General features: G+C 71.9%; 19 protein-coding genes. 9 read left to right on the top strand and 10 right to left on the bottom strand.

The genetic code is table 11. The features are described from left to right. Window positions 1-50: 50 nt before the first annotated feature. Window positions 51-302 carry a hypothetical protein gene (locus tag ACWEEU_RS00760; RefSeq protein ID WP_385743239.1) on the top strand — a complete coding sequence of 84 codons (252 nt, stop codon included), beginning with the start codon at window positions 51-53 and terminating at the stop codon, window positions 300-302. A 75-nt stretch (window positions 303-377) separates the two neighbouring features. Here the strand turns inward: ACWEEU_RS00760 and helR are convergent, their stop codons facing one another. Both helR and ACWEEU_RS00750 read right to left on the bottom strand, forming a co-directional pair. After that, the gene (gene helR, locus ACWEEU_RS00755) at window positions 378-2,558 is read right to left on the bottom strand and encodes an RNA polymerase recycling motor ATPase HelR (protein ID WP_385743279.1); all 2,181 of its coding nucleotides are present in this window, start codon (window positions 2,556-2,558) and stop codon (window positions 378-380) included. Window positions 2,559-2,731: 173 nt separating this feature from the next. After that, window positions 2,732-6,013 carry a S41 family peptidase gene (locus tag ACWEEU_RS00750; protein WP_451727032.1) on the bottom strand — a complete coding sequence of 1,094 codons (3,282 nt, stop codon included), beginning with the start codon at window positions 6,011-6,013 and terminating at the stop codon, window positions 2,732-2,734. 260 nt (window positions 6,014-6,273) lie between these two features. Between ACWEEU_RS00750 and ACWEEU_RS00745 the strand changes: the two genes are divergently transcribed. The 6 genes from ACWEEU_RS00745 (at window position 6,274) to ACWEEU_RS00720 (ending at window position 12,868) form a co-directional block, all read left to right on the top strand. Further along, a complete protein-coding gene (locus tag ACWEEU_RS00745) occupies window positions 6,274-6,873 on the top strand; it encodes a TetR/AcrR family transcriptional regulator (RefSeq protein ID WP_385743235.1) in 600 nt (199 codons plus the stop codon). 127 nt (window positions 6,874-7,000) lie between these two features. After that, on the top strand, window positions 7,001-9,205 hold the full coding sequence (locus ACWEEU_RS00740) for an MMPL family transporter (RefSeq protein WP_451727028.1): 2,205 nt from the start codon (window positions 7,001-7,003) through the stop codon (window positions 9,203-9,205). 185 nt (window positions 9,206-9,390) lie between these two features. Next, complete coding sequence (locus tag ACWEEU_RS00735) at window positions 9,391-10,236, top strand: EamA family transporter (RefSeq protein ID WP_451727025.1); 846 nt, start codon at window positions 9,391-9,393, stop codon at window positions 10,234-10,236. A gap of 144 nt (window positions 10,237-10,380) precedes the next feature. Then, the gene (locus tag ACWEEU_RS00730) at window positions 10,381-11,502 is read left to right on the top strand and encodes an FAD-dependent oxidoreductase (protein WP_451727022.1); all 1,122 of its coding nucleotides are present in this window, start codon (window positions 10,381-10,383) and stop codon (window positions 11,500-11,502) included. Window positions 11,503-11,548: 46 nt separating this feature from the next. Further along, window positions 11,549-12,508 carry an NAD(P)-dependent oxidoreductase gene (locus ACWEEU_RS00725; RefSeq protein WP_385743277.1) on the top strand — a complete coding sequence of 320 codons (960 nt, stop codon included), beginning with the start codon at window positions 11,549-11,551 and terminating at the stop codon, window positions 12,506-12,508. A gap of 84 nt (window positions 12,509-12,592) precedes the next feature. Next, window positions 12,593-12,868 carry a DUF1876 domain-containing protein gene (locus tag ACWEEU_RS00720; RefSeq protein ID WP_199585545.1) on the top strand — a complete coding sequence of 92 codons (276 nt, stop codon included), beginning with the start codon at window positions 12,593-12,595 and terminating at the stop codon, window positions 12,866-12,868. Window positions 12,869-13,062: 194 nt separating this feature from the next. On the opposite strand, the gene ACWEEU_RS00715 is transcribed toward ACWEEU_RS00720, so the two are convergent. The 4 genes from ACWEEU_RS00715 to ACWEEU_RS00700 all read right to left on the bottom strand — a co-directional run bounded on the left by ACWEEU_RS00715 (window position 13,063) and on the right by ACWEEU_RS00700 (window position 16,883). After that, window positions 13,063-14,232 (bottom strand): serine hydrolase domain-containing protein, encoded by a 1,170-nt coding sequence (locus ACWEEU_RS00715; protein WP_451727018.1) that lies wholly within the window; start codon window positions 14,230-14,232, stop codon window positions 13,063-13,065. Between the two features lie 84 nt (window positions 14,233-14,316). Beyond that, entirely contained in the window at window positions 14,317-15,078 is a 762-nt protein-coding gene (locus ACWEEU_RS00710) for an energy-coupling factor ABC transporter ATP-binding protein (RefSeq protein WP_451727015.1), read from the bottom strand. A 13-nt stretch (window positions 15,079-15,091) separates the two neighbouring features. Beyond that, window positions 15,092-15,853 carry a cobalt ECF transporter T component CbiQ gene (gene cbiQ / locus ACWEEU_RS00705; protein ID WP_451727012.1) on the bottom strand — a complete coding sequence of 254 codons (762 nt, stop codon included), beginning with the start codon at window positions 15,851-15,853 and terminating at the stop codon, window positions 15,092-15,094. Between the two features lies 1 nt (window position 15,854). Beyond that, window positions 15,855-16,883 (bottom strand): energy-coupling factor ABC transporter permease, encoded by a 1,029-nt coding sequence (locus ACWEEU_RS00700; RefSeq protein ID WP_451727009.1) that lies wholly within the window; start codon window positions 16,881-16,883, stop codon window positions 15,855-15,857. A 162-nt stretch (window positions 16,884-17,045) separates the two neighbouring features. Here ACWEEU_RS00700 and ACWEEU_RS00695 point away from each other — a divergent pair, with 162 nt between their 5' ends. Next, window positions 17,046-17,390 (top strand): SsgA family sporulation/cell division regulator, encoded by a 345-nt coding sequence (locus ACWEEU_RS00695; RefSeq protein WP_385743220.1) that lies wholly within the window; start codon window positions 17,046-17,048, stop codon window positions 17,388-17,390. A 42-nt stretch (window positions 17,391-17,432) separates the two neighbouring features. Here the strand turns inward: ACWEEU_RS00695 and ACWEEU_RS00690 are convergent, their stop codons facing one another. The 3 genes from ACWEEU_RS00690 to hchA all read right to left on the bottom strand — a co-directional run bounded on the left by ACWEEU_RS00690 (window position 17,433) and on the right by hchA (window position 22,279). After that, window positions 17,433-19,094: a penicillin-binding transpeptidase domain-containing protein gene (locus tag ACWEEU_RS00690; RefSeq protein ID WP_451727006.1), complete on the bottom strand. Its 1,662-nt coding sequence runs from the start codon at window positions 19,092-19,094 to the stop codon at window positions 17,433-17,435. Window positions 19,095-19,189: 95 nt separating this feature from the next. Then, window positions 19,190-20,821 carry a penicillin-binding transpeptidase domain-containing protein gene (locus ACWEEU_RS00685; protein ID WP_451727003.1) on the bottom strand — a complete coding sequence of 544 codons (1,632 nt, stop codon included), beginning with the start codon at window positions 20,819-20,821 and terminating at the stop codon, window positions 19,190-19,192. 579 nt (window positions 20,822-21,400) lie between these two features. Further along, window positions 21,401-22,279, bottom strand: a complete 879-nt coding sequence (gene hchA / locus ACWEEU_RS00680) for a glyoxalase III HchA (RefSeq protein ID WP_385743214.1) — start codon at window positions 22,277-22,279, stop codon at window positions 21,401-21,403. Window positions 22,280-22,797: 518 nt separating this feature from the next. On the opposite strand from hchA, the gene ACWEEU_RS00675 reads away from it, so the two are divergent. Further along, window positions 22,798-23,181, top strand: a complete 384-nt coding sequence (locus ACWEEU_RS00675; RefSeq protein ID WP_385743212.1) for a hypothetical protein — start codon at window positions 22,798-22,800, stop codon at window positions 23,179-23,181. A 264-nt stretch (window positions 23,182-23,445) separates the two neighbouring features. Here the strand turns inward: ACWEEU_RS00675 and ACWEEU_RS00670 are convergent, their stop codons facing one another. After that, entirely contained in the window at window positions 23,446-25,191 is a 1,746-nt protein-coding gene (locus ACWEEU_RS00670; RefSeq protein WP_451726998.1) for a dolichyl-phosphate-mannose--protein mannosyltransferase, read from the bottom strand. Window positions 25,192-25,229 lie beyond the last annotated feature (38 nt).

Raw genomic sequence — 25,229 nt, 5'->3', positions numbered from 1 at the left:
GGCCCAGCAAGGGCCGATTCCCCCTCACCCCACCAGGGATGTGAACCCACATGGGTATGAAGGACCAGATCCAGGAGAAGTCCCGCCAGGCTCAGGACCAGGCCAAGGAGAAGATGGGCCAGGCCCGCGAGAAGGCTGGGCAGGCCCGCGACAAGGCGACCCAGGGCCGCGAGAAGGCCGCCGGTCAGCGTGGTCAGCAGCAGCGTGACGGCCGTCCGGAGCGCGACGCCCGCCAGGCCGGTGCCCACGAGGCGCACCGCGACCACCGCGAGGACCGCTTCGACCCGGACCACAGCGCCTAAGGGCGACGTCCGGCGTCAGCCGTGAAGGCGGGGTGCCCGGTAGGCCACCGGGCACCCCGCCCCGGCCGTCCTGCGCTACGCGCCCGAGAGGACGACGAGCCGCTGCGTCGCCCGGGTCATCGCCACGTAGCGGTCCACCGCGCCCTCGATGCCCGCCCCGAACGCCTCCGGCTCCACCAGCACGACCAGGTCGAACTCCAGGCCCTTCGCCAACTCCGGTGTCAGCGACCGGACGCGGGGCCGTTCCGTGAATCCGGGATCGCCGATGACACAGGCGGTCCCTTCGGCGTGCCCGGCCAGCCAGTCGTCAAGGACCTCCTCCAGCTCGGACACCGCGCCGTAGGTGACCGGAATCCCGTTGGACCGCACGGAGACCGGCACGTTGGCGTCCGGCAGCGCGGCGCGGATCACCGGCTCCGCCTGCGTCATCACCTCTTCCGGCGTGCGGTAGTTGATGCTCAGCGAGGCCACCTCCGCCCGGTCGAGACCGACACGCGCGAGCCGCTCCTTCCACGACTCGGTGAAGCCGTGCCGTGCCTGGGCGCGGTCGCCCACGATGGTGAAGCTGCGGGACGGGCAGCGCAGCAGCAGCATCTGCCACTCGGCGTCGGTCAGTTCCTGGGCCTCGTCCACCACGATGTGCGCGAAGGGACCGGCCAGCTCGTCCGTGGTGAGGGCGGGCAGCGCGTCCTCGTCGACCAGGCTGTCCTTGAGGTCCTGGCCGTGCAGCATGGTCACCGCGCCCTCGCCGTCGGGGTCGGCCGCGATGACGCTGTCGATGACGGCTGCCATGCGCTCGCGCTCGACGGCCGCCGTGGCGGCCTGGCGGCGCTTGGTCCGGGCGGTCTCCGGGTCCCCCAGCCGCTGCCGGGCCGCGTCCAGCAGGGGCAGGTCGGACACCGTCCACGCCTGCGGGTCCGCGCGGCGCAGCAGGCGTACCTCGTCCGGGGTGAGCCAGGGGGCGCACATCCGCAGATAGGCGGGGACGGTCCACAGGTCACCGACCAGGTCGGCGGCTTCGAGCAGGGGCCATGCCTGCCGCAGGGTGCCGGTCAGCTCGGCGTCGGCGGCCAGCGCCCGGCGGAACAGCTTGAGCGGCACCTCCACGTCGAGCTTGTCCAGGAGGATCGTGATCAGGGCCTCCCAGACGAGGTCGCGGGCCTCGTTGTGCGGGACACCCGCCTCCGCGGCCTCGAACGCCTCGGCCCAGTCGGCGGCGGTCAGGTGCAGCTCGGCCCAGGGGGTGGAGACGGTGAGCCCCTCGCTGGGCGGGGTCTCGTAGAAACGCACCGCCTTCTCGATCGCCTTCACCATCTCCGCCGAGGACTTCAGGCGGGCCACGTCGGGGTCGGCCTCGGTGCCCGCTCCCGCGCCCTCCGCGACCAGGTCCCGCACGGTGCAGGTCCGCACCCCCTCCTCGCCGAGGCTCGGCAGCACGTCCGCGACGTAGTTGAGGTAGGGCTGGTGCGGGCCGACGAACAGCACCCTGCCCTTGCGGTGCCCGAGGCGCGGATCGGAGTGCAGGAGGTAGGCGGAGCGGTGCAGGGCGACGACGGTCTTGCCGGTGCCGGGGCCGCCGTCCACGACGAGGGCGCCGCGCGAGGAGGCGCGGATGACGGCGTCCTGGTCGGACTGGATGGTGGCGAGCACGTCCCGCATCCGCTCCGAGCGGTTGCTGCCGAGGGTGGCGATGAACGCGGACTGGTCGTCCAGGGCGGCGTGGTGCTCCAGGCCTTCGGCGGTGAACACCTCGTCCCAGTAGTCGCTGATCCTGCCGCGCGTCCAGCGGTAGCGGCGGCGGCTCGCGAGGCCCATCGGCCGGGCGTGGGTGGCGGCGAAGAACGGTTCGGCGGCGGGGGAGCGCCAGTCGACCAGCAGCCGTCGGCCGTCGCCGTCGGTGAGGCCGAGCCGTCCGATGTAGACGGGCTCGGCGCCTTCCGGGTCGTCGGCGTGGACGACCCGGCCGAGGCACAGGTCGAGCCCGAAGCGGCGCAGGGCGCGCAGCCGGGCGGTCAGCCGGTGGATCTCCAGGTCCCGCTCCAGCACCTCCCGGCCGACCCCGCCGGGCGCCCGGCGCAGCGCGTCGATGCTCGCGGACAGTTCGGCGACGGTCTGCTCCAGGCTCGCGGCGATGGCCGCGAAGTGCCGCTCGTCGGCGGCGATCAGTGCCGGATCGGCCTTGGCGGCGAGCCGGTCGGGCAGGTCGAACGCGCGGGACTCCGGCGCGGGCTCACGCTCGGACAGCAGCGCACACATGTAGTGGATCACTCATTTCCGCAGGTTCTGGGCTCGGCGAGCGATTCTGCGGCATGAGGGGGGCCTTGCCGCAAGGCCCCCCTTGCGCTATAGCTTGTAAGTGGCGGGGAGTGTGCACTCCTCCCGTGGCCTCCGCTTCGCGCCCCTCGTCCGGCGCCTTACTCGCGGCTCTCTCAACTCTCCTCGCGCGGTGGCAGCTTCGGCCGCGAGCGGTCCGGTACGTCGCTGTAGTCGGGCGGCACGGCGGCCGGAGTCGTCTCCAGCATGTCGAGCGCGAGACGCACCGCGTCGTCCAGTTGGGCGTAGCGGCCCTCGGCCCAGTCCAGCGGGGTGCGCAGCGCCTCCAGGTCGGGCGAGACGCCCCGGTTCTCCACGGACCAGCCGTACTCGTCGAACCAGGCCGCGTTCATCGGCACCGTGATGACCGTGCCGTCCCCGAGCCGGTGCCGCCCGGTCATGCCGACGACTCCGCCCCAGGTCCGCTGCCCGACCACCGGGCCGATCCCCAGCAGCTTGAACGCCGCGGTGATCATGTCGCCGTCGGAGGAGGTCGCCTCGTCGGCCAGTGCCACGACCGGACCCCGGGGCGCGTTGGAGGCGTACGAGACCGGCTGCGCGTCCCGGGTGAGGTCCCAGCCGAGGATCTTCCGGGTCAGCTTCTCGATGACCAGCTCGCTGATGTGACCGCCCGCGTTGCCGCGCACGTCCACGATCAGCGCCGGCCGCGAGACCTCGAGGCGCACGTCGCGGTTGAACTGCGCCCACCCCGAGCCGCCCAGGTCGGGGATGTGCAGATAGCCGCACTTGCCGCCGCTCAGCTCCCGCACCACCTGGCGGCGTCCCGCCACCCAGTCCTGGTAGCGCAGCGGGCGCTCGTCGATCAGCGGCACGACCGCGACCCGGCGCGGGGCGCCCGGCTCGCCCGGCGGCGGGGTGAAGGTCAGGTCCACGGTGGTGCCGCCGGAGCCCGCGAGCAGCGGGTACGGACCGGTCACCGGGTCGACCGGGCGGCCGTTGACGTGGGTCAGCACCGCGCCCTCGCGGATGCCGGTGCCGGCCAGCGGGGAGCGTGCCCGGGAGTCGGAGGAGTCGCCGTGCAGGATGCGCCGTATCACCCAGTTGCCGTCCCTGCGCACGAAGTTGGCGCCCAGCAGCCCCTGGCGCCGCTGGTAGTGCGGCGGGCCCTCGCTGCGCCGGGCGGGGGTGACGTAGGCGTGCGAAGTGCCGAGTTCGCCGAGGACCTCGCGCAGCAGGTCCGCGAACTCGTCGGGGGAGGCGACCCGTTCGACCAGCGGGCGGTACTGCTCCAGGACCCCCTCCCAGTCGACGCCGCACATGTTCGGCGCCCAGAAGTATTCCCGGATCAGCCGGCCCGCCTCGCCGTACGCCTGCCGCCACTCGGCGCCGGGGTCCACCTCGTGCAGGATGCGGCGCAGGTCCATCCAGACGGTGGTGTCGCTGTCGCCGGGCTCGGTCGAGGGCACCGCGCGCAGCTCGCCCTCGTCGACCACCACGAGCCGGGTGCCGTCGCCGCTGACCTCGAACCAGTCGAGATGGCCCACGAGTTCGGACTTCTTGGCCTTGCTGAGGTTGAAGTGCTCAAGCGTCGGGCGGCCGGAGATGTCGGCCGGGTTCACGAAGGTCTCCCCGAGCGCGCCGGAGATCGGCCAGCGCAGCCAGACCAGTCCGCCGCCCGCGACCGGGCGCAGCGCAGAGTACTTGGAGGCGATCACCGGGAAGGGCGTGACCCGGTTCTCCAGGCCCTCCAGCTCCACCGTCACCGTGCCGCCCTCGCCGCTCTCGCTCTCCAGCGGGTCGAGCCCGCCCGCCGCCGGGCGCCCCTCGGGGTTCAGCGCGAAGGGCGAGGGCGTCGCGGAGGACAGCGGGACGAGGTACGGGCGTGAGCCGAGCGGGAAGGACAGGTCGCCGGTGTGCACGTCGTAGACCGGGTCGAAGCCGCGCCAGGACAGGAAGGCGAGATAGCGGCCGTCGCTGGTGAAGACCGGGTTCTCGTCCTCGAAGCGGCCGTTGGTGACGTCCACGACCATCCGGTCCTTGATGCGGGCCAGCTTGATCTGCCGCAGCGAGCGGCCGATGCCCGGGTGGGACCAGGTGAGCCAGGCGCCGTCGGGGGAGAAGGCGAGGTCGCGCACCGGGCCGTTGACGGAGTGGACCAGCTCGGTGACGGTGCCCGGCTCGGGGCCCTCGGCGCGCTCGCCGTCCCCGGCGTTCTCGGCCACGTCGATCAGCAGCAGCCGCCCGTCGTTGGAGGCGACGGCGATCCGCTCGCCCTCCGGGTCCGAGACCATCTCCAGGACCCGCCCGAGCCTGCCCTGCGCCAGCAGCCGGGGCTCACGGTCGCCGCTCGCGCGGGGCAGCTGGGCGATGCCGATCGCGTCGTCGCCCTCGGCGTCGGTGACGTAGGCGATCTGGCCGGTGGAGCCGAGCATCTCCGGCAGCCGGACCCGGACGCCGGGGGTGTCGGCGATGGTGCGGGCGGGGCCGTCGCGGTGGGTGAGCCAGTACAGGCTGCCGCGCACGACGACCGCGCTGGCCCGCCCGGTCTCGTCCACGGACAGGCCGTCCACGTTGTGCGCGGCGGGCACCTGGTAGGGGCGGCGGCCGGGGCTGGGCCCGCTGAGCCGGACGTCCAGCTTGCGCGGGGTGCCGGTGGGGGAGAAGTCGTCCACGATCCACAGGTCGCCCGCGCACTGGTAGACCACCCGGTCGCCGTCGGTCGAGGCGTGGCGGGCGTAGAAGGCGTCGTGGTCGGTGTGGCGGCGCAGGTCGGAGCCGTCCATGGCGACGGAGTAGAGATTGCCGATGCCCTGGTGGTCGGAGAGGAACGCGATGCGCCCGGCGACGAACATCGGGGAGCCGAGCTGGCCGTCGAGGTCCTCCAGGAGCCGCTTCCCCTGGAGCCAGAGCCGGCCCGTGGCGCCGCCCCGGTAGCGCTTCCAGGAGGCCATCTCGTGCGGCGGGGTGCCGGTGAGCAGCAGCGTCATGTGCTCGCCGTCGATGTCGGCGACCTGGATGTCGCCGACCGGTCCCCAGGGCAGGCGGCCGCCCGGATCGCCGTCGGTGGGCACCTTGTGGGCCCAGCTGAAGTACGAGAAGGGCTGGCCGTGGGAGGCGACGGCCAGGATGTCGCTGCGGCCGCCCTGGTCCGGGGGCGTCCAGCCGCACACCTGGGTGTCGGCGGTGCCCCAGTACGTCAGTTGCCGCGCGGGGCCGCCGTCGGTGCCGACCAGGTGGATCTCGGGCATCAGACTGCGCCAGCTCGTGAACGCGATCCGGCTGCCGTCCGGCGAGAAGCGCGGGTGGCCGGCCTTGGTGCGGTCCGCCGTGAGCCGCCAGGGACGCCCCGGCGCGTCCAGGGGCGCCAGCCAGAGGTCGTCCTCGGCCACGAAGCACAGCTGATCGCCGTTGATGTGGGGAAGGCGCAGATAGCTCACCCATCCATGCTTTTCCGGCGGCGGGGGCGGGGCAACTCGGGCTTTCCCGTCGCGGCGGAGACGGGCTCTTCGGGGGACGCCGGGTGGGCCGCTCCGGTTGACCCGGGCGCCCGTGACGCAGGACACGTACGAAACGGTTTCGTTTCGCGGAGGGCTGCGCTACCTTCGTCCCATGCGAGGTCTCCTACGCTGTGCCGTAGCGACTTGTGCATGAAGTCCCCTACGGGACCGTGTCGTTGACCAGCGGGAGGGTGAGACTGATGACCGATGCCGCCACCGCGCGGCGCAGCAGGCTCACGCCGGAGCGCGCCGCCGAGCTGTACGAGGCCGTGCTCGACCTGCTGCGCGAGGTCGGTTACGACGCCCTCACCATGGACGCCGTCGCCGCCCGCACCCGCTCCAGCAAGGCCACCCTCTACCGCCAGTGGGGCGGCAAGGCCGAGCTGGTCGCCCGCGCCATACGGCACGGGAAGCCGGGCCGGATCTCCGACGTGGACACCGGCTCGCTGCGCGGCGACTTCCACGCGATCGTCGGTCACGAGGACGACTGCGCCATGGAGCAGAACAGCGCCCTGATGCGGGGCCTGGCCATGGCCGTCCACAACAACCCCGACCTGCTCGCGGCCTTCCGGGAGCATCTCGTCGAGCCCGAGATGACCGCGCTGCGCGCGATGGTCGCACGGGCCGTGGAGCGGGGCGAGGTGGCGCCGGACAACCCGGCGCTGCCGTTCGTGGTGCACATGATGATCGGCGCGTTCGCGACGCGCGCGCTCGTCGACGAACAGCCGCCGACGCAGGCGTTCCTGCGCTCGTACATCGACGCCGTGGTCCTCCCCGCCCTCGGCGTCCCCGCTTCCTGACCCCGCGTTCACCGACAACGCCCGAGAACTTCCCCAGCAAGCCCACCACCTGACGTCACCGCTCACGTCGCCGGGCTGATCCCCCCTGCCCAGATGCCCGTCACGACCTGACCGGGAGTACGCCCTCGTGGCCACCTATCTCTACAAACTAGGCCGGTTCGCCTTCCGGCGACGGCACTTCGTCGCCCTGCTGTGGATCGCGCTGCTCACCCTCGCCGGGGTGGGCGCCGCCTCCGCACCGCCCGCCGGGAACTCCTCCTTCTCCATCCCGGGCACCGAGGCGCAGCGCGCCTTCGACCTGCTGGAACAGCGCTTCCCCGGCATGAGCGCCGACGGCGCCACCGCCCGTGTCGTCTTCAAGGCGCCCGCCGGGCACAAGATGACCGAAGCCGCCGAGAAGAAGGCCGTCCAGAAGACGGTCAAGGAGCTGTCCTCCGGCTCCGAGGTCGCCTCCGTCGCCGACCCCTACGCCGGACACACCGTCAGCCGGGACGGCACGATCGCCTACGCCTCGGTGAAGTACAAGGTCTCCGGCATGGAGCTGAAGGACGCCTCCCGGGACGCCCTCAAGGAGGCCGCCGGGCACGCCCGCAAGGCCGGGCTCACCGTCGAGGTCGGCGGCGACGCGCTCAACGCCACCCCCGAGACCGGCTCCAGTGAGGTCATCGGCATCGGCATCGCCGCGGTCGTGCTGGTCATCACGTTCGGCTCGCTGATCGCGGCCGGGCTGCCGCTGCTCACCGCGATCGTCGGCGTCGGCATCGGCGTCTCCGCGATCACAGCGCTGGCCAAGCCGCTCGACCTCGGCTCCACCACCTCCACCCTGGCGACGATGATCGGCCTCGCGGTCGGCATCGACTACGCCCTGTTCATCGTCTCCCGCTACCGCGCCGAGCTGGCCGAGGGCCGCGAGCGCGAGGAGGCGGCGGGACGCGCCGTCGGCACGGCGGGCTCGGCGGTGGTCTTCGCGGGCCTCACCGTCGTCATCGCCCTGGTCGGCCTCTCGGTCGTCAACATCCCGATGCTGACCAAGATGGGCGTGGCCGCCGCGGGCACGGTCGCCATCGCCGTCCTCATCGCGCTCACCATGATCCCCGCGCTGCTCGGCTACGCCGGCCGTACGGTCAAGCCGGCGGGCGAGAAGAGCAGGCTGCTGGGCGGCGGTCGTGCGTCCGCGAAGGCGGGCCGCCCCAACATGGGCACCCGGTGGGCGAGTTTCGTCGTCCGCCGCCCGGTCGCCGTGCTGCTGCTCGGCGTCATCGGCCTCGGCGCCGCCGCCGTACCGGCCGCCTCCCTCGAACTCGGCCTGCCCGACGACGGCTCCCAGCCCGTCTCCACCACCCAGCGCCGCGCCTACGACCTGCTCTCCGAGGGCTTCGGGCCGGGCTTCAACGGCCCGCTGATGGTCGTGGTCGACGCCAAGAGGAGCGACGACCCGAAGGCCGCGTTCAACAAGGTCGGCGACGAGATCAAGGGCCTCAAGGACGTCGTCACCGTCACCCCGCCCACGCCCAACAAGGCGGGCGACACCGCGATCATCACGGTCGTACCGAAGTCCAAGCCGTCCTCGGCCACCACCGAGGACCTGGTGCACGCGATCCGCGGCAAGGGCGACGGGATCACCACCGCGACCGACGCGACGCTGCTGGTCACGGGAGCCACGGCGATGAACATCGACGTCTCCCAGAAGCTGAACGACGCGCTGCTGCCGTACCTCGCCCTGGTGGTCGGCCTCGCCTTCCTGCTGCTGATCGTCGTCTTCCGCTCGGTCCTGGTCCCGCTGAAGGCCGCCCTCGGCTTCCTGCTCAGCGTGCTCGCCGCCCTCGGCGCGGTCGTCGCGGTCTTCCAGTGGGGCTGGCTGTCCGGCCTGATGAACGTCGAGCAGACCGGCCCGGTCATGTCGATGATGCCGATCTTCATGGTCGGCGTGGTCTTCGGACTCGCCATGGACTACGAGGTCTTCCTCGTGACCCGGATGCGCGAGGCGTACGTCCACGGGGAGAACCCCGGCCAGGCCGTCGTCACCGGCTTCCGCTACGGCGCCCGGGTCGTCACCGCCGCCGCCGTCATCATGATCGCCGTGTTCTCCGGCTTCATCGGCTCCAGCGAGGCGATGATCAAGATGATCGGCTTCGGCCTCGCGATCGCCGTCTTCTTCGACGCGTTCATCGTCCGCATGGCCATCGTCCCGGCCGTCCTGTCCCTCCTCGGCCGCCGCGCCTGGTGGCTCCCGGCCTGGCTGGACCGGGCCCTGCCGAACGTGGACGTGGAGGGCGAGGGGCTGCGCACGCAGCCCGACGAGGACCCGAAGCCGGAGCTGGTCCACGCCTGAGCGGGGCCGGCGCCCGGGCTGTGGCTGGGCGCTCGTGAGGGGAACGGCCGGTGAGGAGCACCTCACCGGCCGTTCGCCGTTTCCGCCGGACACCCCACCGCCGCCCGGATGACACCCAAACCCCTTGTACAGGCCACGCAGTGATCCGTTAGCGTGCCGCGTATGACGACGACTGGTCCTGACCGGTGACGCCGCTCGTCACCGCCGCCGTCCTGCTCGCCGCGTTCACCCATGCCGGGTGGAACGCCATCGCGCACCGGATCGACGACAAGTTGACCGGGTTCACCCTCATCGCCGGGGGCGGTCTGATCATCGGGCTGCTGATGGCCCTGTTCGCACCGTTTCCCGCCGGACCCTCATGGCCGTTCCTGCTCGTGTCGGCCGGGGTGCACGTCGCGTACTACGCGCTGCTGATGACCTCGTTCCGGCTCGGGGACTTCGGGCAGGCGTATCCCCTCGCGCGCGGCACCGCCCCGCTCGTCGTGACCGTGCTCGCCGCGCTGTTCGCGCACGAGGTGCCGAGCGGCTGGGCGGCGGCCGGGGTGGTCGTCTCCTGCGTGGGCCTGACCGGGGTCAGCCTCTGGGGACTGCGCGGCCGGCGCCCCGACTGGAAAGCCATCGGCGCCGCCGTCGCCACCGGTCTCACCATCGCCTCGTACACCGTCCTCGACGGCCTCGGCGTCCGCCAGGCGCACACCCCGCTCGGCTACATCGCCTGGCTGATGGCCCTTCAGGGCGTGGTCATCCCGGCGTACACGTACCTGCGTGTACGCGGCGACATGGTGCGGCAACTCCGCCCCCACGCCGGCCTCGGCCTCCTCGGCGCCGCCCTCTCCGTCGCCGCCTACGCCCTCGTCCTGTGGGCCCAGACCCGCGCCCCCCTCGCCCCCGTCGCCGCCCTCCGAGAGTCCTCGATCATCGTCGGCGCGGCCATCGGAGCGCTCTTCTTCAAGGAACGCTTCGGCGCGCCCCGGATCGCGGCGGCGGGACTGCTGGTGCTGGGGATCGGGCTGATGCTGCACGCGGGGTGAACCGACGCCGGGAGACCGTGCCGTGTCGGCCGGGTGTCGGGGCTGTCAGGGGGATGTCGGCGGGGTGTCGGCCGCCGTTGACACGTTGGTGGAGCACCGGCCGGGCACCCGCCCGGCCGGCCCGCGATCGGCGAGGAGCTCTCCATGACCACTCATGCCACGATCATCGGCGCCGGACTCGGCGGACTGACACTGGCCCGGGTTCTGCGGGTGCACGGGGTGGCGGCCACCGTGTACGAGGCGGAGGCGTCCCCGGCGGCGCGTACGCAGGGCGGGATGCTCGACATCCACGACTACAACGGGCAACTTGCCCTCAAGGCGGCCGACTTGATGGACGAGTTCCGGGCCATCGTGCTGGAGGGGCGGCAGGCGATGCGGTTCGTCCGGCGGGACGGGAGCGTGCTGCTGGAGAAGGGTGACGACGGGACGGGCGGGCGGCCCGAGGCGCAGCGCGGGGAGCTGCGGCGGATGTTCCTCGACGCGTTGCCCGAGGGGACCGTCCGCTGGGGGCACAAGGTCACCGCCGTCCGCACGCTCCCCGACGGCCGGCACGAGGTGAGCTTCGAGAACGGCACCTCCGTGACGACCGGGCTGCTGGTCGGCGCGGACGGCGCGTGGTCGCGCGTACGGCCGCTGCTGTCCGACGCCACGCCCGCGTACGTCGGGGAGGCGTTCGTCGAGACCTATCTGTACGACGTGGAGACCCGGCACCCGGCCGTCGCGAAGATGGTGGGCGGCGGATCGTTCGGCGTGTTCGACCCCGACGACGACGCGCAGACCATCGCCGCGCACCGCGAGAGCGGCGAGACCATCCACACCTACGCCATGCTCACCAGGTCCCTGGAGTGGTTCGCGGGCGTCGACTTCACCGACACCGCCGAGGCCACCGCCCGGATCGCGGCCGAATTCGACGGCTGGGCAGCGGAGTACACCGCCCTCATCACCGACTCCGACACCGCCCCCGTCCTGCGCCCCCACTACGCGCTGCCCATCGGCCACCGCTGGGACCGCGTGCCCGGTGTGACCCTCGTCGGTGACGCCGCGCACCTCTCCGCGCCCAACGGCGAGGGCGCCAACCTCGCCATGCTGGACGGCGCCGAACTCGGTGAGGCCATCGCCGCACACCCCGGCGACGTCGAGGCGGCGCTCGCCGCGTACGAGCGGGTGCTGTTCCCGCGCAGCGCCGAGGCCGCAGCCGACGCGACGCGCAAGCCCACGGCCGAGGAACTGGCGGAGTTCTTCCAGCAGCATCGGCAGACCGGCTGAGCCGGGTCCGGATGCGCCGGATGCGTCACGGCCGGCCGTGCGGTGACTGCGGGCAGGATGGGGCACGAGCAACCGGAAGCACCTCCACCGCACCGACAGGGAGAGCCGTCACATGACGACCGCACAGCCGACCGTCGCCGTACTGGGCACCGGCATCATGGGCGCCGCCATGGCCCGCAACCTCGCACGCGCCGGACTCGGCGTCCGCGCCTGGAACCGCACCCGCGCCAAGGCCGAACCCCTTGCCGAGGACGGCGTCCGCGTCACCGGCACGCCCGCCGAGGCCGTCGAGGGCGCCGACGTGGTCCTGACCATGCTGTACGACGGCGGGACCGTCCTGGACGTGATGCGCGAGGCCGTACCCGCGCTGCGCCCCGGCACGGTGTGGGCCCAGTGCACCACCGCCGGGACCGAACGCACCGGCGAACTCGCCGCCTTCGCCCGCGAGCACGACCTCCTCTTCTACGACGCCCCCGTCCTCGGCACCCGCGAGCCCGCCGAGGCCGGGGCGCTCACCGTCCTCGCGGCCGGCCCCGAGGAGGGCCGGGCCACGCTCGCGCCCGTCTTCGACGCCGTCGGCTCCAGGACCGTGTGGACCGGTGAGGACGGCGCGGAGGCGAGCGCCAGCCGCCTCAAGCTCGTCGCCAACGACTGGGTGCTCGCCGTCACCGCCGCGACCGGCGAGGTGCTGGCTCTCGCCCAGGCGCTCGGTGTCGACCCGCAGTCCTTCTTCTCGCTGATCGAGGGCGGGCCGCTGGACATGGGCTATCTGCGGGCCAAGAGCGCGCTCGTGCTCGAGGGCAGGCTGACGCCGGCCTCCTTCGCCGTCGCCACCGCCGAGAAGGACGCGCGGCTGATCCTGGCGGCGGCCGAGCGCGGGGGCGTACGGCTCGACCTCGCCGAGGCGACGGCCGAGCGCTTCGCCCGTGCGGCCGCGCAGGGGCATGGGGCGGAGGACATGGCTGCGGCGTACTTCGCCAGCTTCGAGGAGAAGACGGAGGACTGACCGGGCGCCCTCCGCGGCCTCCGACATGAGATTCGCCGCGTGCTGACGCACCCTGGAAGCAGAGGTTTTCCGGAGGTGGTCGTCATGATGCACACCGCTGTGGGCTGGCACATAGAGCTGGAGTTCATGGAGGACGACCAGCACACGCGCGCGGTGGCCATGGTGCGTCTGCCCGACGGCAGCGAGGTGCGTGCGCACGGGCACGCGACCCGGCACCAGGTCGACAACAACCAGCCGCGGGTCGGCGAGGAGATCGCGGGCGCCCGTGCGCTCAACGAACTCGCCATGCGGCTGCTGGAGAAGGCGCACGAGGAGATCGACGAGGACTCGGGGCGGATCTCGCATCCGATCCACGTGTAGCGGGCGCGGGCGTCGTCCGTCGGGCGCCGTTCGTCGTCCGTCCTGCGGCCGTGGTCGCTTCCGTCGCGCCTGCGTGCGGTGCGGGGCCGGCCCGGCGGGCTGTGTCCCGAACCGGTGCGTCCGCCGTGCGGTTCGGGGGCACCCGTCTGGTTTCCGCCGTCGGCTGCGGGGCGTGGGTCTCTCCTGCGTTCCGCTCAGGCGCGCAGCGTCTCCCGTAGAGCCCGTACCAGTGCCTGGGCCCTCGGGTCCGCCGTCACGCCTGGCTGGAAGCCGTTGGTGACGTAGCCGAAGGCGATGCCGGACTCCGGGTCCGCGAAGCCCAGGGCGCCGCCTCGGCCAGGATGGCCGAAGGAGTCGGGGGTGAGGAGGGGAGAGGCGGGGCCGTGGAGCATCGGGCCCAGACCGAAGCGGGTGTTCACCACGAGGACCTGGTCCGGGCCCGCCGACTGTTCCGTGCGGGACAGCCGCATCGTTCGCGGGGTGAACAGGCGTACTCCGCCGTCCACTTCGCCGATCAGCGAGGCGTACACCCGGGCCAGGCCGTCCGCCGTGGCGATGCCGTTGGAGGCGGGGAGGGCGGCGGCTCGGTAGGCGGGGGCGTTCTCGTCCGGGAGCGGGGTGATCGCGGCGAAGGCGCGGCGGGTCAGCGAGTCCGGGTCGGCGTAGGCGTCGGCGACCGCCCGCTTGGGGCGGGTGCGGAGCGCGCCCTCGATGCGCGGCGGCTCCACCGGGCCTACCCGGCCGGCGCGGGACTGCTCCTGTCCGGGCAGGCCCAGCCAGAGGTCCGAGCCGACCGGAGTGGCGATCTCGTCCGCGATCCACTCGCCCACCGGGCGGCCGGTGACACGGCGGACGAGCTCGCCGGTGAGCCAGCTGTAGGTCTGCGCGTGGTAGCCGTGCGCGGTGCCCGGTTCCCACACCGGCGCCTGGGTGGCGACGGCCGCCGCGCCGACGCCGGGGTCGGCGGCCTGCTCGGGGGTGAGCGGGGTGTCGAGGACGGGCACGCCCGCGCGGTGTGCGAGCAGGTGCCGTACGAGGGTGCGCTCCTTGCCGTTCGCCTTGTACTCCGGCCAGTACTCGCCCACCGGGGCGTCCAGGTCCAGTTCGCCGCGCTGGTGCAGCAGGAGGAGCCCGGCGGCGACGACGCCCTTGGTCGCGGAGCGGATCACCTGGGCGGTGCCCTCCTGCCAGGGCTCGGTGCCGTCCACGTCCCGCGTGCCCGCCCAGAGATGGACGACCCGGTGGCCGTCCCGGTAGACGGTGACCGCCGCGCCGCGCTCACCGAGCCGGGCGAAGTTCGCCGCGAACGCCTCCCCGACCGCCTCGAAACCCTCGGCCACCGTGCCGTTCACGTTCGCTTCCACACCCGAGCCCCTTCACTGGCTTGCGCTCACGAGTGAAACACGGGGGCGTCGCCTTCGATTCCTCGGTGGGACACGGCTCACATGTCACGCGCCCCGCGTCACGGCCTTCGGGTCGAAGCCGAACGGCAGCTCCAGCCGGTGCGCCCGCATCACCGCGTCGTCGCCGAGCAGCTCGCCGGTCGGTCCGTCCGCGGCGATCACGCCGTCGCTGAGGATCAGCGAGCGGGGGCACAGCTCCAGGGCGTAGGGCAGGTCGTGGGTGACCATGAGGACGGTCACGTCCAACGAGCGCAGGATGTCGCCGAGTTCGCGCCGGGAGGCGGGGTCCAGGTTGGAGGACGGCTCGTCCAGGACCAGGATCTCCGGCTCCATGGCGAGGACGGTCGCGACCGCCACCCGACGCCGCTGCCCGAAGGACAGATGGTGCGGGGGACGGTCGGCGAACTCCGCCATGCCGACCCGCTCCAGCGCTCCGCGCACCCGCTCCTCCAGCGCGGCGCCCTTGACTCCGGCGGCGGCCGGGCCGAACGCCACGTCCTCGCGCACGGTCGGCATGAAGAGCTGGTCGTCGGGGTCCTGGAAGACGATGCCGACCCGCTGCCGGATCTCCGCCATGTGCCGCTTGCCGACCGGCATCCCGGCCACCGTCACCGTGCCGGTGCCGCCGCCCAGGATGCCGTTCAGATGCAGCACGAGCGTCGTCTTGCCCGCCCCGTTCGGACCGAGCAGCGCGACCCGCTCACCTCGAGCGATCGAGAAGTCGACCCCGAACAGTGCCTGATGACCGTCGGGATAGGCGAAGGCGAGGCCGGACACCTCGAGCGAAGCAGTACTCACGCCGACCATCCCAGCACACCCCTCACAGCGCCCACCCCACCAGGCAGACCACCAGCGCGGTCGCCGGGAGGGCCAGGGCGTACGACCACTGGGTGCGGGAGGCGGTGATCTCGTCGATGACCGGCATGGTGCCGGAGTAGCCGCGGCTCATCATGGCCAGGTGGACGCGCTCGCCGCGTTCGTAGGAGCGGATGAAGAGGGCGCCGGCCGACTTGGCGAGGACGCCCCAGTGCCGTACGCCGCGTGCCTCGAAGCCGCGGGACTCGCGGGCGATGCGCATACGGCGCATCTCGTCGGTGACGACGTCGCCGTAGCGGATCATGAAGGAGGCGATCTGGACCAGCAGCGGGGGGAGCTTGAGCCGCTGGAGGCCGAGGAGCAGTTCGCGCAGGTCGGTGGTGGCCGCGAGCAGGACGGAGGCGGCGACGCCGAGGGTGCCCTTGGCGAGGACGTTCCAGGCACCCCACAGACCGTCCACGCTCAGCGAGAGGCCGAGCCAGTGCACCCGCGCCCCCTCGGCCACGAACGGCATGAGCACCGCGAACGCCACGAACGGCACCTCGATGAGCAGCCGCCGCAGCAGGAACCCGGCGGGCACCCGGGCCCGGTGGGCGACGCCGGCCAGCAGCAGCGCGTACACCCCGAACGCCCACATCGCCTCGCGCGGGGTGGCCACCACCACGATCACGAAGGCGAACGTGGCGGCGAGCTTGGTGTGCGGGGGCAGGGCGTGCACGGGGGAGTGGCCGTGCCGGTAGAGACGATGCGCGTGACCGGCTCCCATCTCATGCCTCCGCGGGCACGGCGCGCCGCCTGCGCACCGCCCAGAACACCGCGCTGCCCGCCACCACCGTGACGCCGACGCCGATCACGCCCGCGAGTCCGCCGGAGAGGCGCGCGTCGGAGACGTCCTTGACGCCGTAGTCCGCGAGCGGGGAGTCCGCCGAGGCGTGCCGCTCCGCCTTGCGGTCGATGCCCTGGTCGTGGGCGACCTTCTCCAGGCCGTCGGGGTTCGCGGAGGCGTAGAAGCTGACGAACCCGGCGAGGACCAGCGAGGTGACCAGGCCGGTGATCCACAGGGTGCGCCGGGAGGTCCGCGCGGCCACCGGCGTGGGAGCGGGCGCGTCCACCAGCTCGCCGTTGACCCGCAGTTGGAGCCGCTGCCGCAGCCCGCGCCCGCCGTAGACGAGGTCGGGGCGTACGGCGACGACGGCTCCCACGGTGAGCGCGGTGATCACGGCCTCGCCGATGCCGATCAGCACATGGACGCCGATCATCGCGGTGGCGACCTTGCCGAGGGACACGTTCGTGGTGCCGCCGATCGCGTAGATCAGCGTGAAGACCACGGCGGCGGCCGGGACGGAGACCAGCGCGGCGACGAAGGACGCGGCGGTCACCGAGCGCCGCGTGCGCGGCAGCAGCGCGAGCAGCCCCCGGAAGACGGCGTACGAGACGACGGTGGTCGTGAGCGCCATGTCGGTGATGTTCACGCCGAGCGCGGTCAGCCCGCCGTCCGCGAACAGCACGCCCTGCATGAGCAGCACGACCGACACACAGAGCACGGCCGTACAGGGGCCGACGAGTATCGCGGCGAGCGCGCCGCCGAGCAGATGGCCGCTTGTTCCGGCCGCCACGGGGAAGTTGAGCATCTGTACGGCGAAGATGAACGCCGCGACCAGTCCGGCCAGCGGTGCGGCGCGTTCCTCGCCCAGCTCGCGGCGGGCACCGCGCAGGCTCACCGCGAGGGCGCCGGCGGCTACCACTCCGGTGACGGCGGAGGTCGGGGCGTCGATGAATCCGTCAGGTACATGCACAGGACGATTTTAGAGGCTTGTTGCGAACCCTTTGCAAGAGAGAGGGGGTCTCAGCTTCCGGTCTCGCGGCGCTCCGGGGGCGAAAATCGGAAAATATGGGACATTAGAGACGAGGTGGCTGGACGGCACCGGCGATGTCACCCCACGTGAGAGGGCGATCCGATGTCCGTAGTCGAGCAGTACACGCGCGCCCACATCGTCACGGACGCAGACGACCCCGGTGCCGTACCCGTGATGCTGACCTACGACCCCGACACCGACCCCTGGTCCGTCCGGGTGGGCCTGCCAGGCCCTCAGGAATGGACCTTCTCGCGCGCCCTGCTCGAGGAAGGGCTGCGCGCCCCCGCCGAGAGCGGCGACGGGGACGTACGGGTCTGGCCGTGCGGCCGGGTCCAGGCGGTCGTCGAGTTCCACTCCCCGCAGGGCGTCGAGGTCGTGCAGTTCGACGTCAAGGCGCTCATGCGTTTCCTGCGCCGCACCTACACGGCCGAGCCCGTCCGCAGTTGAACCACCTGCGAACGGGCCCGTCCTTCACGTGAGTCGCGCGGGTCAGCTTCCGAGCTTCAGCAGGGTCGCGACGATCGGACCCGCCGTGTCACCGCCGTGGCCGCCCGCCTGGACGACGCCCGCCGAGGCCATGTCGCCCTTGTACGCGGTGAACCAGCCGTTGGGCTTCTTCTGGTTGTCCACCTCGGCCGAGCCCGTCTTCGCGCCGTAGTCCGGGCCGAGCCCGGACATCGCCTCGGCGGCGGTTCCGTAGGCCGCGGTGAACTGCATCAGCTCGCGCAGATCGGCCAGCGTCTTCGCGGACAGGGTGCGCGAGGCGGTCGCCAGGGTGCGGTGGTCCACCGACGGCGCGACCAGGTACGGCTGGTGGAAGGTGCCGGTCTTCACGGTCGCCGCGACCGACGCCATGTTGAGCGGGTTCATCCGGACCCCGCCCTGTCCGATCAGCGAGGCCGCCATCGGCGCCCCCGACTGCACCGGCACCGAGCCGTCCAGCGTGGGCACGCCGATCTGCCAGTTGTTCATGGAGAGGCCGAAGACCTGCTGCGCCTGCTTGGTCAGGTCGTCGTTCTTCAGCTTCTTCGCCTGGCTGATGAAGGCGGTGTTGCAGGAGCGGCCGAAGCTCGCCTTGAAGGTGCCGCCCTTGATCGAGAAGTCGTCGTCGTTGTGGAACTTCCAGCCGCCGTACGAGTACGTCTTCGGGCACGGGTGCTTCTTGTCCGGCGACGCCAGCCCCTTCTCGATCAGCAGCGAGGAGGTGATGATCTTCATGGTGGAGCCGGGGGCCAGCGAGCCCTGGAACGCGGTGTTGAAGCCGTGCCCGCTGTTGGCGACCGCGAGGATCTCACCGGTCGAGGCGCGCAGGGCGACCACGGCGGCCTTCTCCTGCTTGTCCACCTGCTTCTCGGCGGCCGCCTGGAGCGTCGGGCTGAGCGTGGTCTTCACCGTGCCCGGGGTGCCCGCGCTGAGCGCCACCAGCGTCTTGTCGGACAGCCCGGCCTTCCCGGACGCCTTGCCGCGCACCACGCGCAGCTCCACGCCCGCCTTGCCGCCCGCCTGCTTGCCGAACTTCTCGCGCAGACCGTCCAGCACCGTGCCGAGAGAGGGGTACTTGGCCGCCGTCAGCTCGCCGCCGTCGCGGTCCAGGGCCTTGATCGGCGGGGTGCCGGACTCGCCGGTGACGAGCTTGTCGCCGTCCTTCAGGTCCGGGTGGACGACGGAGGGCCGCCAGTCCACCACCGCCGCGCCGTCGGACGTGCGGCGCACCACGGTCAGCGAACTGGCGTACGCCAGCGGCTTGTCGGTGCCCTCGAAGGAGACGGTCGCCTTCACCTTGAACGGCACCTTCGCGCCCGCCCGCCTGCCCGCGGTGAGCGTGACGTCCTTGAGGTGGGCGTCCTTGGTGTAGCCGGTGAGCAGGGCGGTGGCGGCGGGGGCGTCGTCGGTGACGGCGGCGGCCTTGGCCGGTTCGTTCTTCTGCCAGGCCGTCAGGAAACGGGTGGCGGCCGTCTTCACCTCGATGGCGCTCGGCGGGCCCGTCTTGACCTCCTTGTGGTCCGACAGGGTCCGGTCGTCGGCCGACGCGCCGCCCTCGTACAGCGCGTAGAGGCCGAAGCCCGCGCCGCCGACGACCACGGCGATCATCCCGCCGAGTACGGCGGGCCTGGTCTTCGGCCGCTCGGCGGCACGCCTTCTCTTGCCCACAGTTCCAAGTCCTCCGCGCTCTCCCCAGGGTCCCCGCAGCCCTCACACGTCCCAACGACGGCACCACACTAGAGTCCCCGCGCGCGGGGCCGCGCTCAGCCCATGCTCCGTAGCACTCTTGCGACAATCGGACCGGAGGCGTCGATGCCATGGCCGCCGTCCTCGGTGACCGCCGCGGCGGCCACGTCGTTGCGGTAACCGGTGAACCAACTGTTCGACTTCGTCTGGCTGTCCACCTCGGCGGAGCCGGTCTTGGCGCCGACGACGCCGGTCATCCGCCCCATCACGCCCGCGGCGGTGCCGGAGCGGGCGGTGCGGTTCATCATCTCGCGCAACTGCCGCGACGTGGCGGCGGGCAGCCCCCGCGCGGTGGCCGGCTTGCGGCCGTCCAGGCTCAGCGGCACGATCACCGGCTGGCGGAAGACCCCGGTCATCGCGGTCGCGGTCACCGAGGCCATGTTCAGCGGGCTCATCTGCACCTGGCCCTGGCCGATCAGCCCGGCCGCCGTGTCGGGGCCGCCCGGCGCGGGCACCCGGCCGTCGAAGGACGGCACGCCGATCTTCCAGTCGTCGCGTCCGATCCCGAAGCGCCGCGCGGCCTCGTCGGTCAGCCAGTCCGGCTGCACGTCGTCCGCGAACTTCACGAACGCCGTGTTGCAGGAGCGGGCGAAACTCTCGGAGAGGGTGGCGTGCTCGTCGGGCGTCAGGCCGGTGAGGTTGGTGAAGGTCTGGCTCTGCCAGACCGCGTTGGGCGGGCAGGGAGCCGGGCCGTTCGCCGTGGTCAGCCCGTGGTCGATGAGGGTCGCGGCGCTGACGATCTTCATGGTGGAGCCGGGTGCCAGCTCCCCGAGGAAGGCCGCGTTGAAGCCGTCGTCGCGGTGGTTGGCGACCGCCAGGATCTCGCCGGTGCTCGGTTTGACCGCCACGACCGAGGAGTTGGTGTAGTCGGCGACGGCCGACTCGGCAGCCGCCTGCGCGCCCGCGCTGAGGGTGGTCCTGAGCTTGCCGGTCCGCCCCTTCACCAGGGTCGTCAAGGTGGTGTCGGCTGCCGTCTCCCCGTCCGCCGCGTCCTGGTGACGGATCACCAGCTCCACCCCGCCACGGCCGCCCGCCTTGTCTCCGTAACGCTGCCGGAGTTCGTCGAGGATCGGGCCGAGCGAGGGGTACTTCTCCCGCGTCAGCACCCTGCCGTCCCGGTCCACGGCCTCGATCTGCGGGGTGGCGGCCTCCTCGATGGCCAGCGTGTCCCCCTTCTCCAGCCGGGGGTGGACCACCGAGGGCGCCCAGTCGACCAGCGGCCGGTGCGAGGTCATCCCGCGCACCACGGTCAACTTGCTGGTGTACGCGATCGGTTCGGACTTCGCGCCGTACGACACCTTCGCCGTCACCTTGAACGGCACGGTGGTGCCGTCGGCCCTGCCGGGGGTGATGCGGACACCGGTGATGTGCGCGTCGTCGCCGTACGCCGACAGCAACCGCTGGGCGTCCTCGGGGAAGTTGGTGTACGTCGCCGCCCGTGCGGGCTCGTTCTTCGTCCAGGCGGCGAAGAACGCCCTGCTGGTGTCGGCCACTTCGTCCTTGTCGGGCGGACCGGTCCTGACCTCGGGCGCACTGGTGCCCCCGACTCCGCCCAGTGCCGAGGCGACGTTGTACATCCCGTATCCCGCGCCGCCCAGCATCGCGACGCAGACCCCGCTGATGACCGCTACCTTGACTTTCCCGCCCATGACGCGTCCCTCCCCAGCCCCGTGTCCCCGTGTCCCCGTGGTGCGACCGAAGCGCCCCGAGGTACTGAACGCGTTCAAAAATCGGTGCGAGGGAACTGTATGCGTTCGTGAGCCCCTCGTGACGAGAGTTGTCGATTGTTGACCGAATGGAGATGTTGCGCGGCCGAGTGTCGTGGCGAGCGAGCATCCGTCGTGGCGCGGCGGCGTCCTCGCCGGGGCGCGCGGGGGTGAGTCCGGCCGACGTCGGACCGGCCGGACCCACCGGGGCCCCCGGCCGCCGGCCCGGCTCCGGGGTGCGTTCCGGAGCCGGGCCTCAAGGCACGGGGGCCGTGCGGGAGGCTCTCCCCCTGGGGCCTCCGGGAAGAGAGACAACCCCAACCGACCCCCCTCGCTCAAGCGTCCGGTGCCCGGCCCGAGAGGGGTTCGCCCCGGTTTGCCGGTGGCGGGTGCCGGGGTGTTCGACTGGCGCGTTCGGATGGCGAATGGAGAAACCGCAGGCGGGGGCCGTGCGGGGGTGGCGAAACCTGGCGTATGGACGGGTGCCGCGCCGCCTCCTCCGCCCTGGTCCCGTCCCGCCTCTCACCCCTCGTCCCGTGTCGCCTCCACCAGGGCGTCCGCCGCCAGCAGGCCGAGGGCGTTGGCGGCGAGCGGGCTGTCACCGGTGAGGAGTCTGCGGTCCTGGTGGACCTGGCCGGTCATCTTGTCGTTGAGGACGTTCAGACCCTGCTCGCGCAGCAGGCCCGCGACCAGCCACTCCAGGCGTCCGGGCAGATAGCCGATCTCCAGGTTGGGTCCCTCGTCGAGCGCGTCGGGGAAGACGCAGACCGAATAGCCCTTGAACGGCGACTCCGTCTTGCCCAGGGAGGCCGCCAGCAGCGCCGCGGGGCCGTGGCACAGGGTGATGACGTGCTTGTCGTTCTCCAGGGCCCAGTCCAGCGTCCGTGTCACCTCCTCGCTCCTCGGCAGCCCCACCACGGCCCCGTGCCCGCCGGGGATGAACACGGCGAGGTACGGCGAGTCCTCGCCGAGGTCGTTCGCGACGACGTCCGCGAGGTCCAGGGGTTTCTTGAGCTTCGGCTTGAGCGCCTCATAGGTGGACGTGACGGCCTCGTCCTCCTCCGGCATCGCCCACAGCTCCAGCTTCGCCGGATAGCCGCCCACGGTGGCCACGTCGACGTCGAAGCCCGCCTCCATCAGATGGTGCGCGGGCAGCAGCATCTCGACGGGATGATTGCCCGTGGAGAACATCTTGCCGTTCTGCAGCAGGACGTAACGTTCCGCCGAGGCGATCATCAGGACCTTTTTGTCGCCGGAATAGGCGTCCTTGTGCTTCACGCCGGCGAAATCGGTCTTCGGTGAGGTGTATTGACTCAGCGAATACGGCGAGGGGAAATAGGCGTTGTCCTCGGCGCGATCCGGAGTCGGGTCCTTGCTGAGCTCGCCGGAAGCCGTTGCCATCCTGCTCACACCCTTGTGTCGGCGATGGTTCGGGACACCCCTCGCCCAGGCTAACCCGCGTGAACGGGCCTGTCGCAGGGGTCGCGCGGCGGTCGATGGCGAGCCTCTTCGCCAGGTGCGCAGTGACCGCGCGGGTCTTCCATTCCGATCACGCAGGCTTTCGCCGGCAAAGATCCGGACCTGGCGTGGAACCTTTTCGTACGGCACGGGGACGACCCGGCACCTGTGGCGGCGCAACAGTTCCTGAACCGCTGGTACCCGATTGGGCTCACGGAATCACACCAGGGTTACGCCCGACATGCCGGTCATGGGAGCTGTCGGTACGTTCACCGCAGGTCGGTTGCCCGGCCGACGTCCGTCCGACAGAGAGAAGTGACATGCCTCCGCGTATTCATGCTGTGCTGGGCACCGGAATAGGCGCGACCGCCCTTGCAGCCGCCGGCATCATCTACGCCCCGACCGCCGGATCCGCCCCGGCCTCCCCGTCCGTCCACCGAGTGGTCCGACCCGCACACCCCATGCCTGTGCACCGAGCTGCTCCGGTCGCGGCTCCCTCGGGCGACAGGAGCGCGAGCGGTGAGCGGAACGAGGGCCACGACGAGGGCGGACGCGACTACGGTCCCAAGGAAGACGGAAGGATCTACTTCAACGAACGTTCGTACTCCGCCGCCGCCGACGGCTGCATCACCGCGGCCGGCTCCAGCAGCTTCAGCATCTTCAACGACAGCCGGCAGACCGTCGCGGTCTTCCGAGGCTTCAACTGTGCCAGTTCTCCGGTCGCCGTCGTGGGTCCCCACGGCGAGACCTCTGGCGCTGTGCCCCGCACCAACCTCGTCGGCCTGTTCGGTGACGATGGTGTCGTGGCCAGCTTCCTGGTGATCAACGACCACGACGAGTGGTGACAGCGGCGCCCGGCGCGGAGAAACCCTGACCCACCTGACATCCACAGCCGACAGGTGTCGCGGGCTCGCATCCCACCAGGGCACAGGGCACAGGGCACAGGGCGAAGGGCCGGCGCAGGAGGTTCGCCTCCCGGGCCGGCCCTTCGGCAGGTGCGGGGCCGTGCCGTACGCGTGGCACCACGACTGCCTCCCCGCCTCCCCGGCGTCTCCCGCGAGAACGGAACGGGTTTCGGCGGCGGGCGAGCCATGGCGGTGTCCGCCCGGCTACACCCAGGTGTCCAGCCACATCCGCGACCGCCACTGGTCCAGCGGGATCGCGGTGCCGGTGAACAGCGGCCAGAAGTAGATGAAGTTCCAGGCGATCAGCAGGACCAGGACGCCCGCTCCCGTCGCGCCGACCACGCGGCGGGTGTCACTGGAGTTCGCCGGGCCGATGATCGCGCCGATCATCATCGCCACCGCGAGACAGAGGAACGGCACGAATACGACCGCGTAGAAGAGGAAGATCGTGCGCTCCTGGTACATGAACCAGGGCAGATACCCGGCCGCGACACCGCAGGCGATGGCACCGGCGCGCCAGTCGCGGCGGAACGCCCAGCGCCACAGGACGTAGAGCAGTGCCGCGCAGCCCGCCCACCACAGCGCCGGGGTGCCGATGGCCAGCACCTCGCGGGCGCACTTGCCTGCAGTGTCCGCCGGGCAGCCGTCGGTGCCGGGGGAGGGGGACTCGTAGAAGTACGACACCGGGCGGCCCAGCACGAGCCAGCTCCACGGGTTGGACTGGTAGGTGTGCGGGGACGACAGGTGGACGTGGAACTCGTAGACCTCGTGCTCGTAGTGCCACAGGCTGCGCAGCCAGTCCGGCAGGAAGGTCCAGGAGCCGCCCTTGCCCGCGGTCGCGGCCCAGTCGCGGAAGTAGCCGCCGGTGCCGTCCGTGGGGGACAGGATCCAGCCGATCCAGGACGCCACGTACACGCCGATCGCCACCGGGATCATGATGAGGGCGAGGCAGGCGTCCGGGATGGTCGAGAGGTACGGGCTGCGGGCACCGGCGACCTTGCGGGCGCCGACGTCCCAGAGCACCGTCATCACACCGAACGCGGCCAGGATGTACAGGCCGTTCCACTTGGTGCCGAACGCGAGACCGAGGAACACCGCGGCCGCCCAGCGCCAGGGGCGCAAGCCGAGGAAGAGGGTGTCGGCGGTGCGCGCGTCCGGGCGGACGCGGCCGTCCGCGTCGGCGGGCAGCGCGTCCGCGAGCCGCTTCCGTGTCCGGTCCCGGTCGATGACCAGGCAGCCGAACGCCGCCAGCACGAAGAACATCAGCACGCCGTCGAGCAGCGAGGTCCGGCTCATCACGAAGTGCAGGCCGTCGAGCGCCATCAGCAGGCCCGCCAGGCAGCCCAGGAACGTCGAGCGGAACATCCGCCGCCCGATCCGGCACAGCATCAGCACGCTCAGCGTGCCGAGCAGCGCGGTCATGAACCGCCAGCCGAACGGGTCGAACCCGAAGAGCAGCTCGCCCAGACCGATCACGTACTTGCCGACCGGGGGATGCACGACGTACGCCGCGTCCAACGGGATGGAGAGGTGGCCGTGCGTCTGGAGGACCGCGTCGTTGGCGTTCTTGTCCCAGTTGACCTCGAAGCCGCGGTGGACGAGGGCCCACGCGTCCTTGGCGTAGTACGTCTCGTCGAATATCACCGCCCGGGGGCTGCCCAGGTTCCAGAAGCGCAGCACGCCCGCCAGCAGGGTGACGAGCAGCGGGCCGCCCCACGCCGACCAGCGGGTGATCCGGTCCGCGAGCAGCGGGGGCGCGCCGAGCACCTGCCACAGGCGCGGCGAGGGCTCGGCGTACGGCGGCACCAGGCGGTCCCGCACGTCCCCTCCCGGCGCGCCTCCCGCGGGCGCGTAGCCGAATCGGCGCAGCCGCCGCTGCCAGGAGGGCCGCTCGTCGTCGGGCGGCGCCTGGCCCTGCCGGAGGTCCGTGGAGGACGCGGTACTGGTCACCGCGCCATGGTAGGGAAACGTGCTGTGGGAGTCCCGCG

It is taken from the genome of Streptomyces sp. NPDC005004 (assembly GCF_053600675.1).
This window is presented reverse-complemented; position numbering and strand designations above follow the sequence as displayed.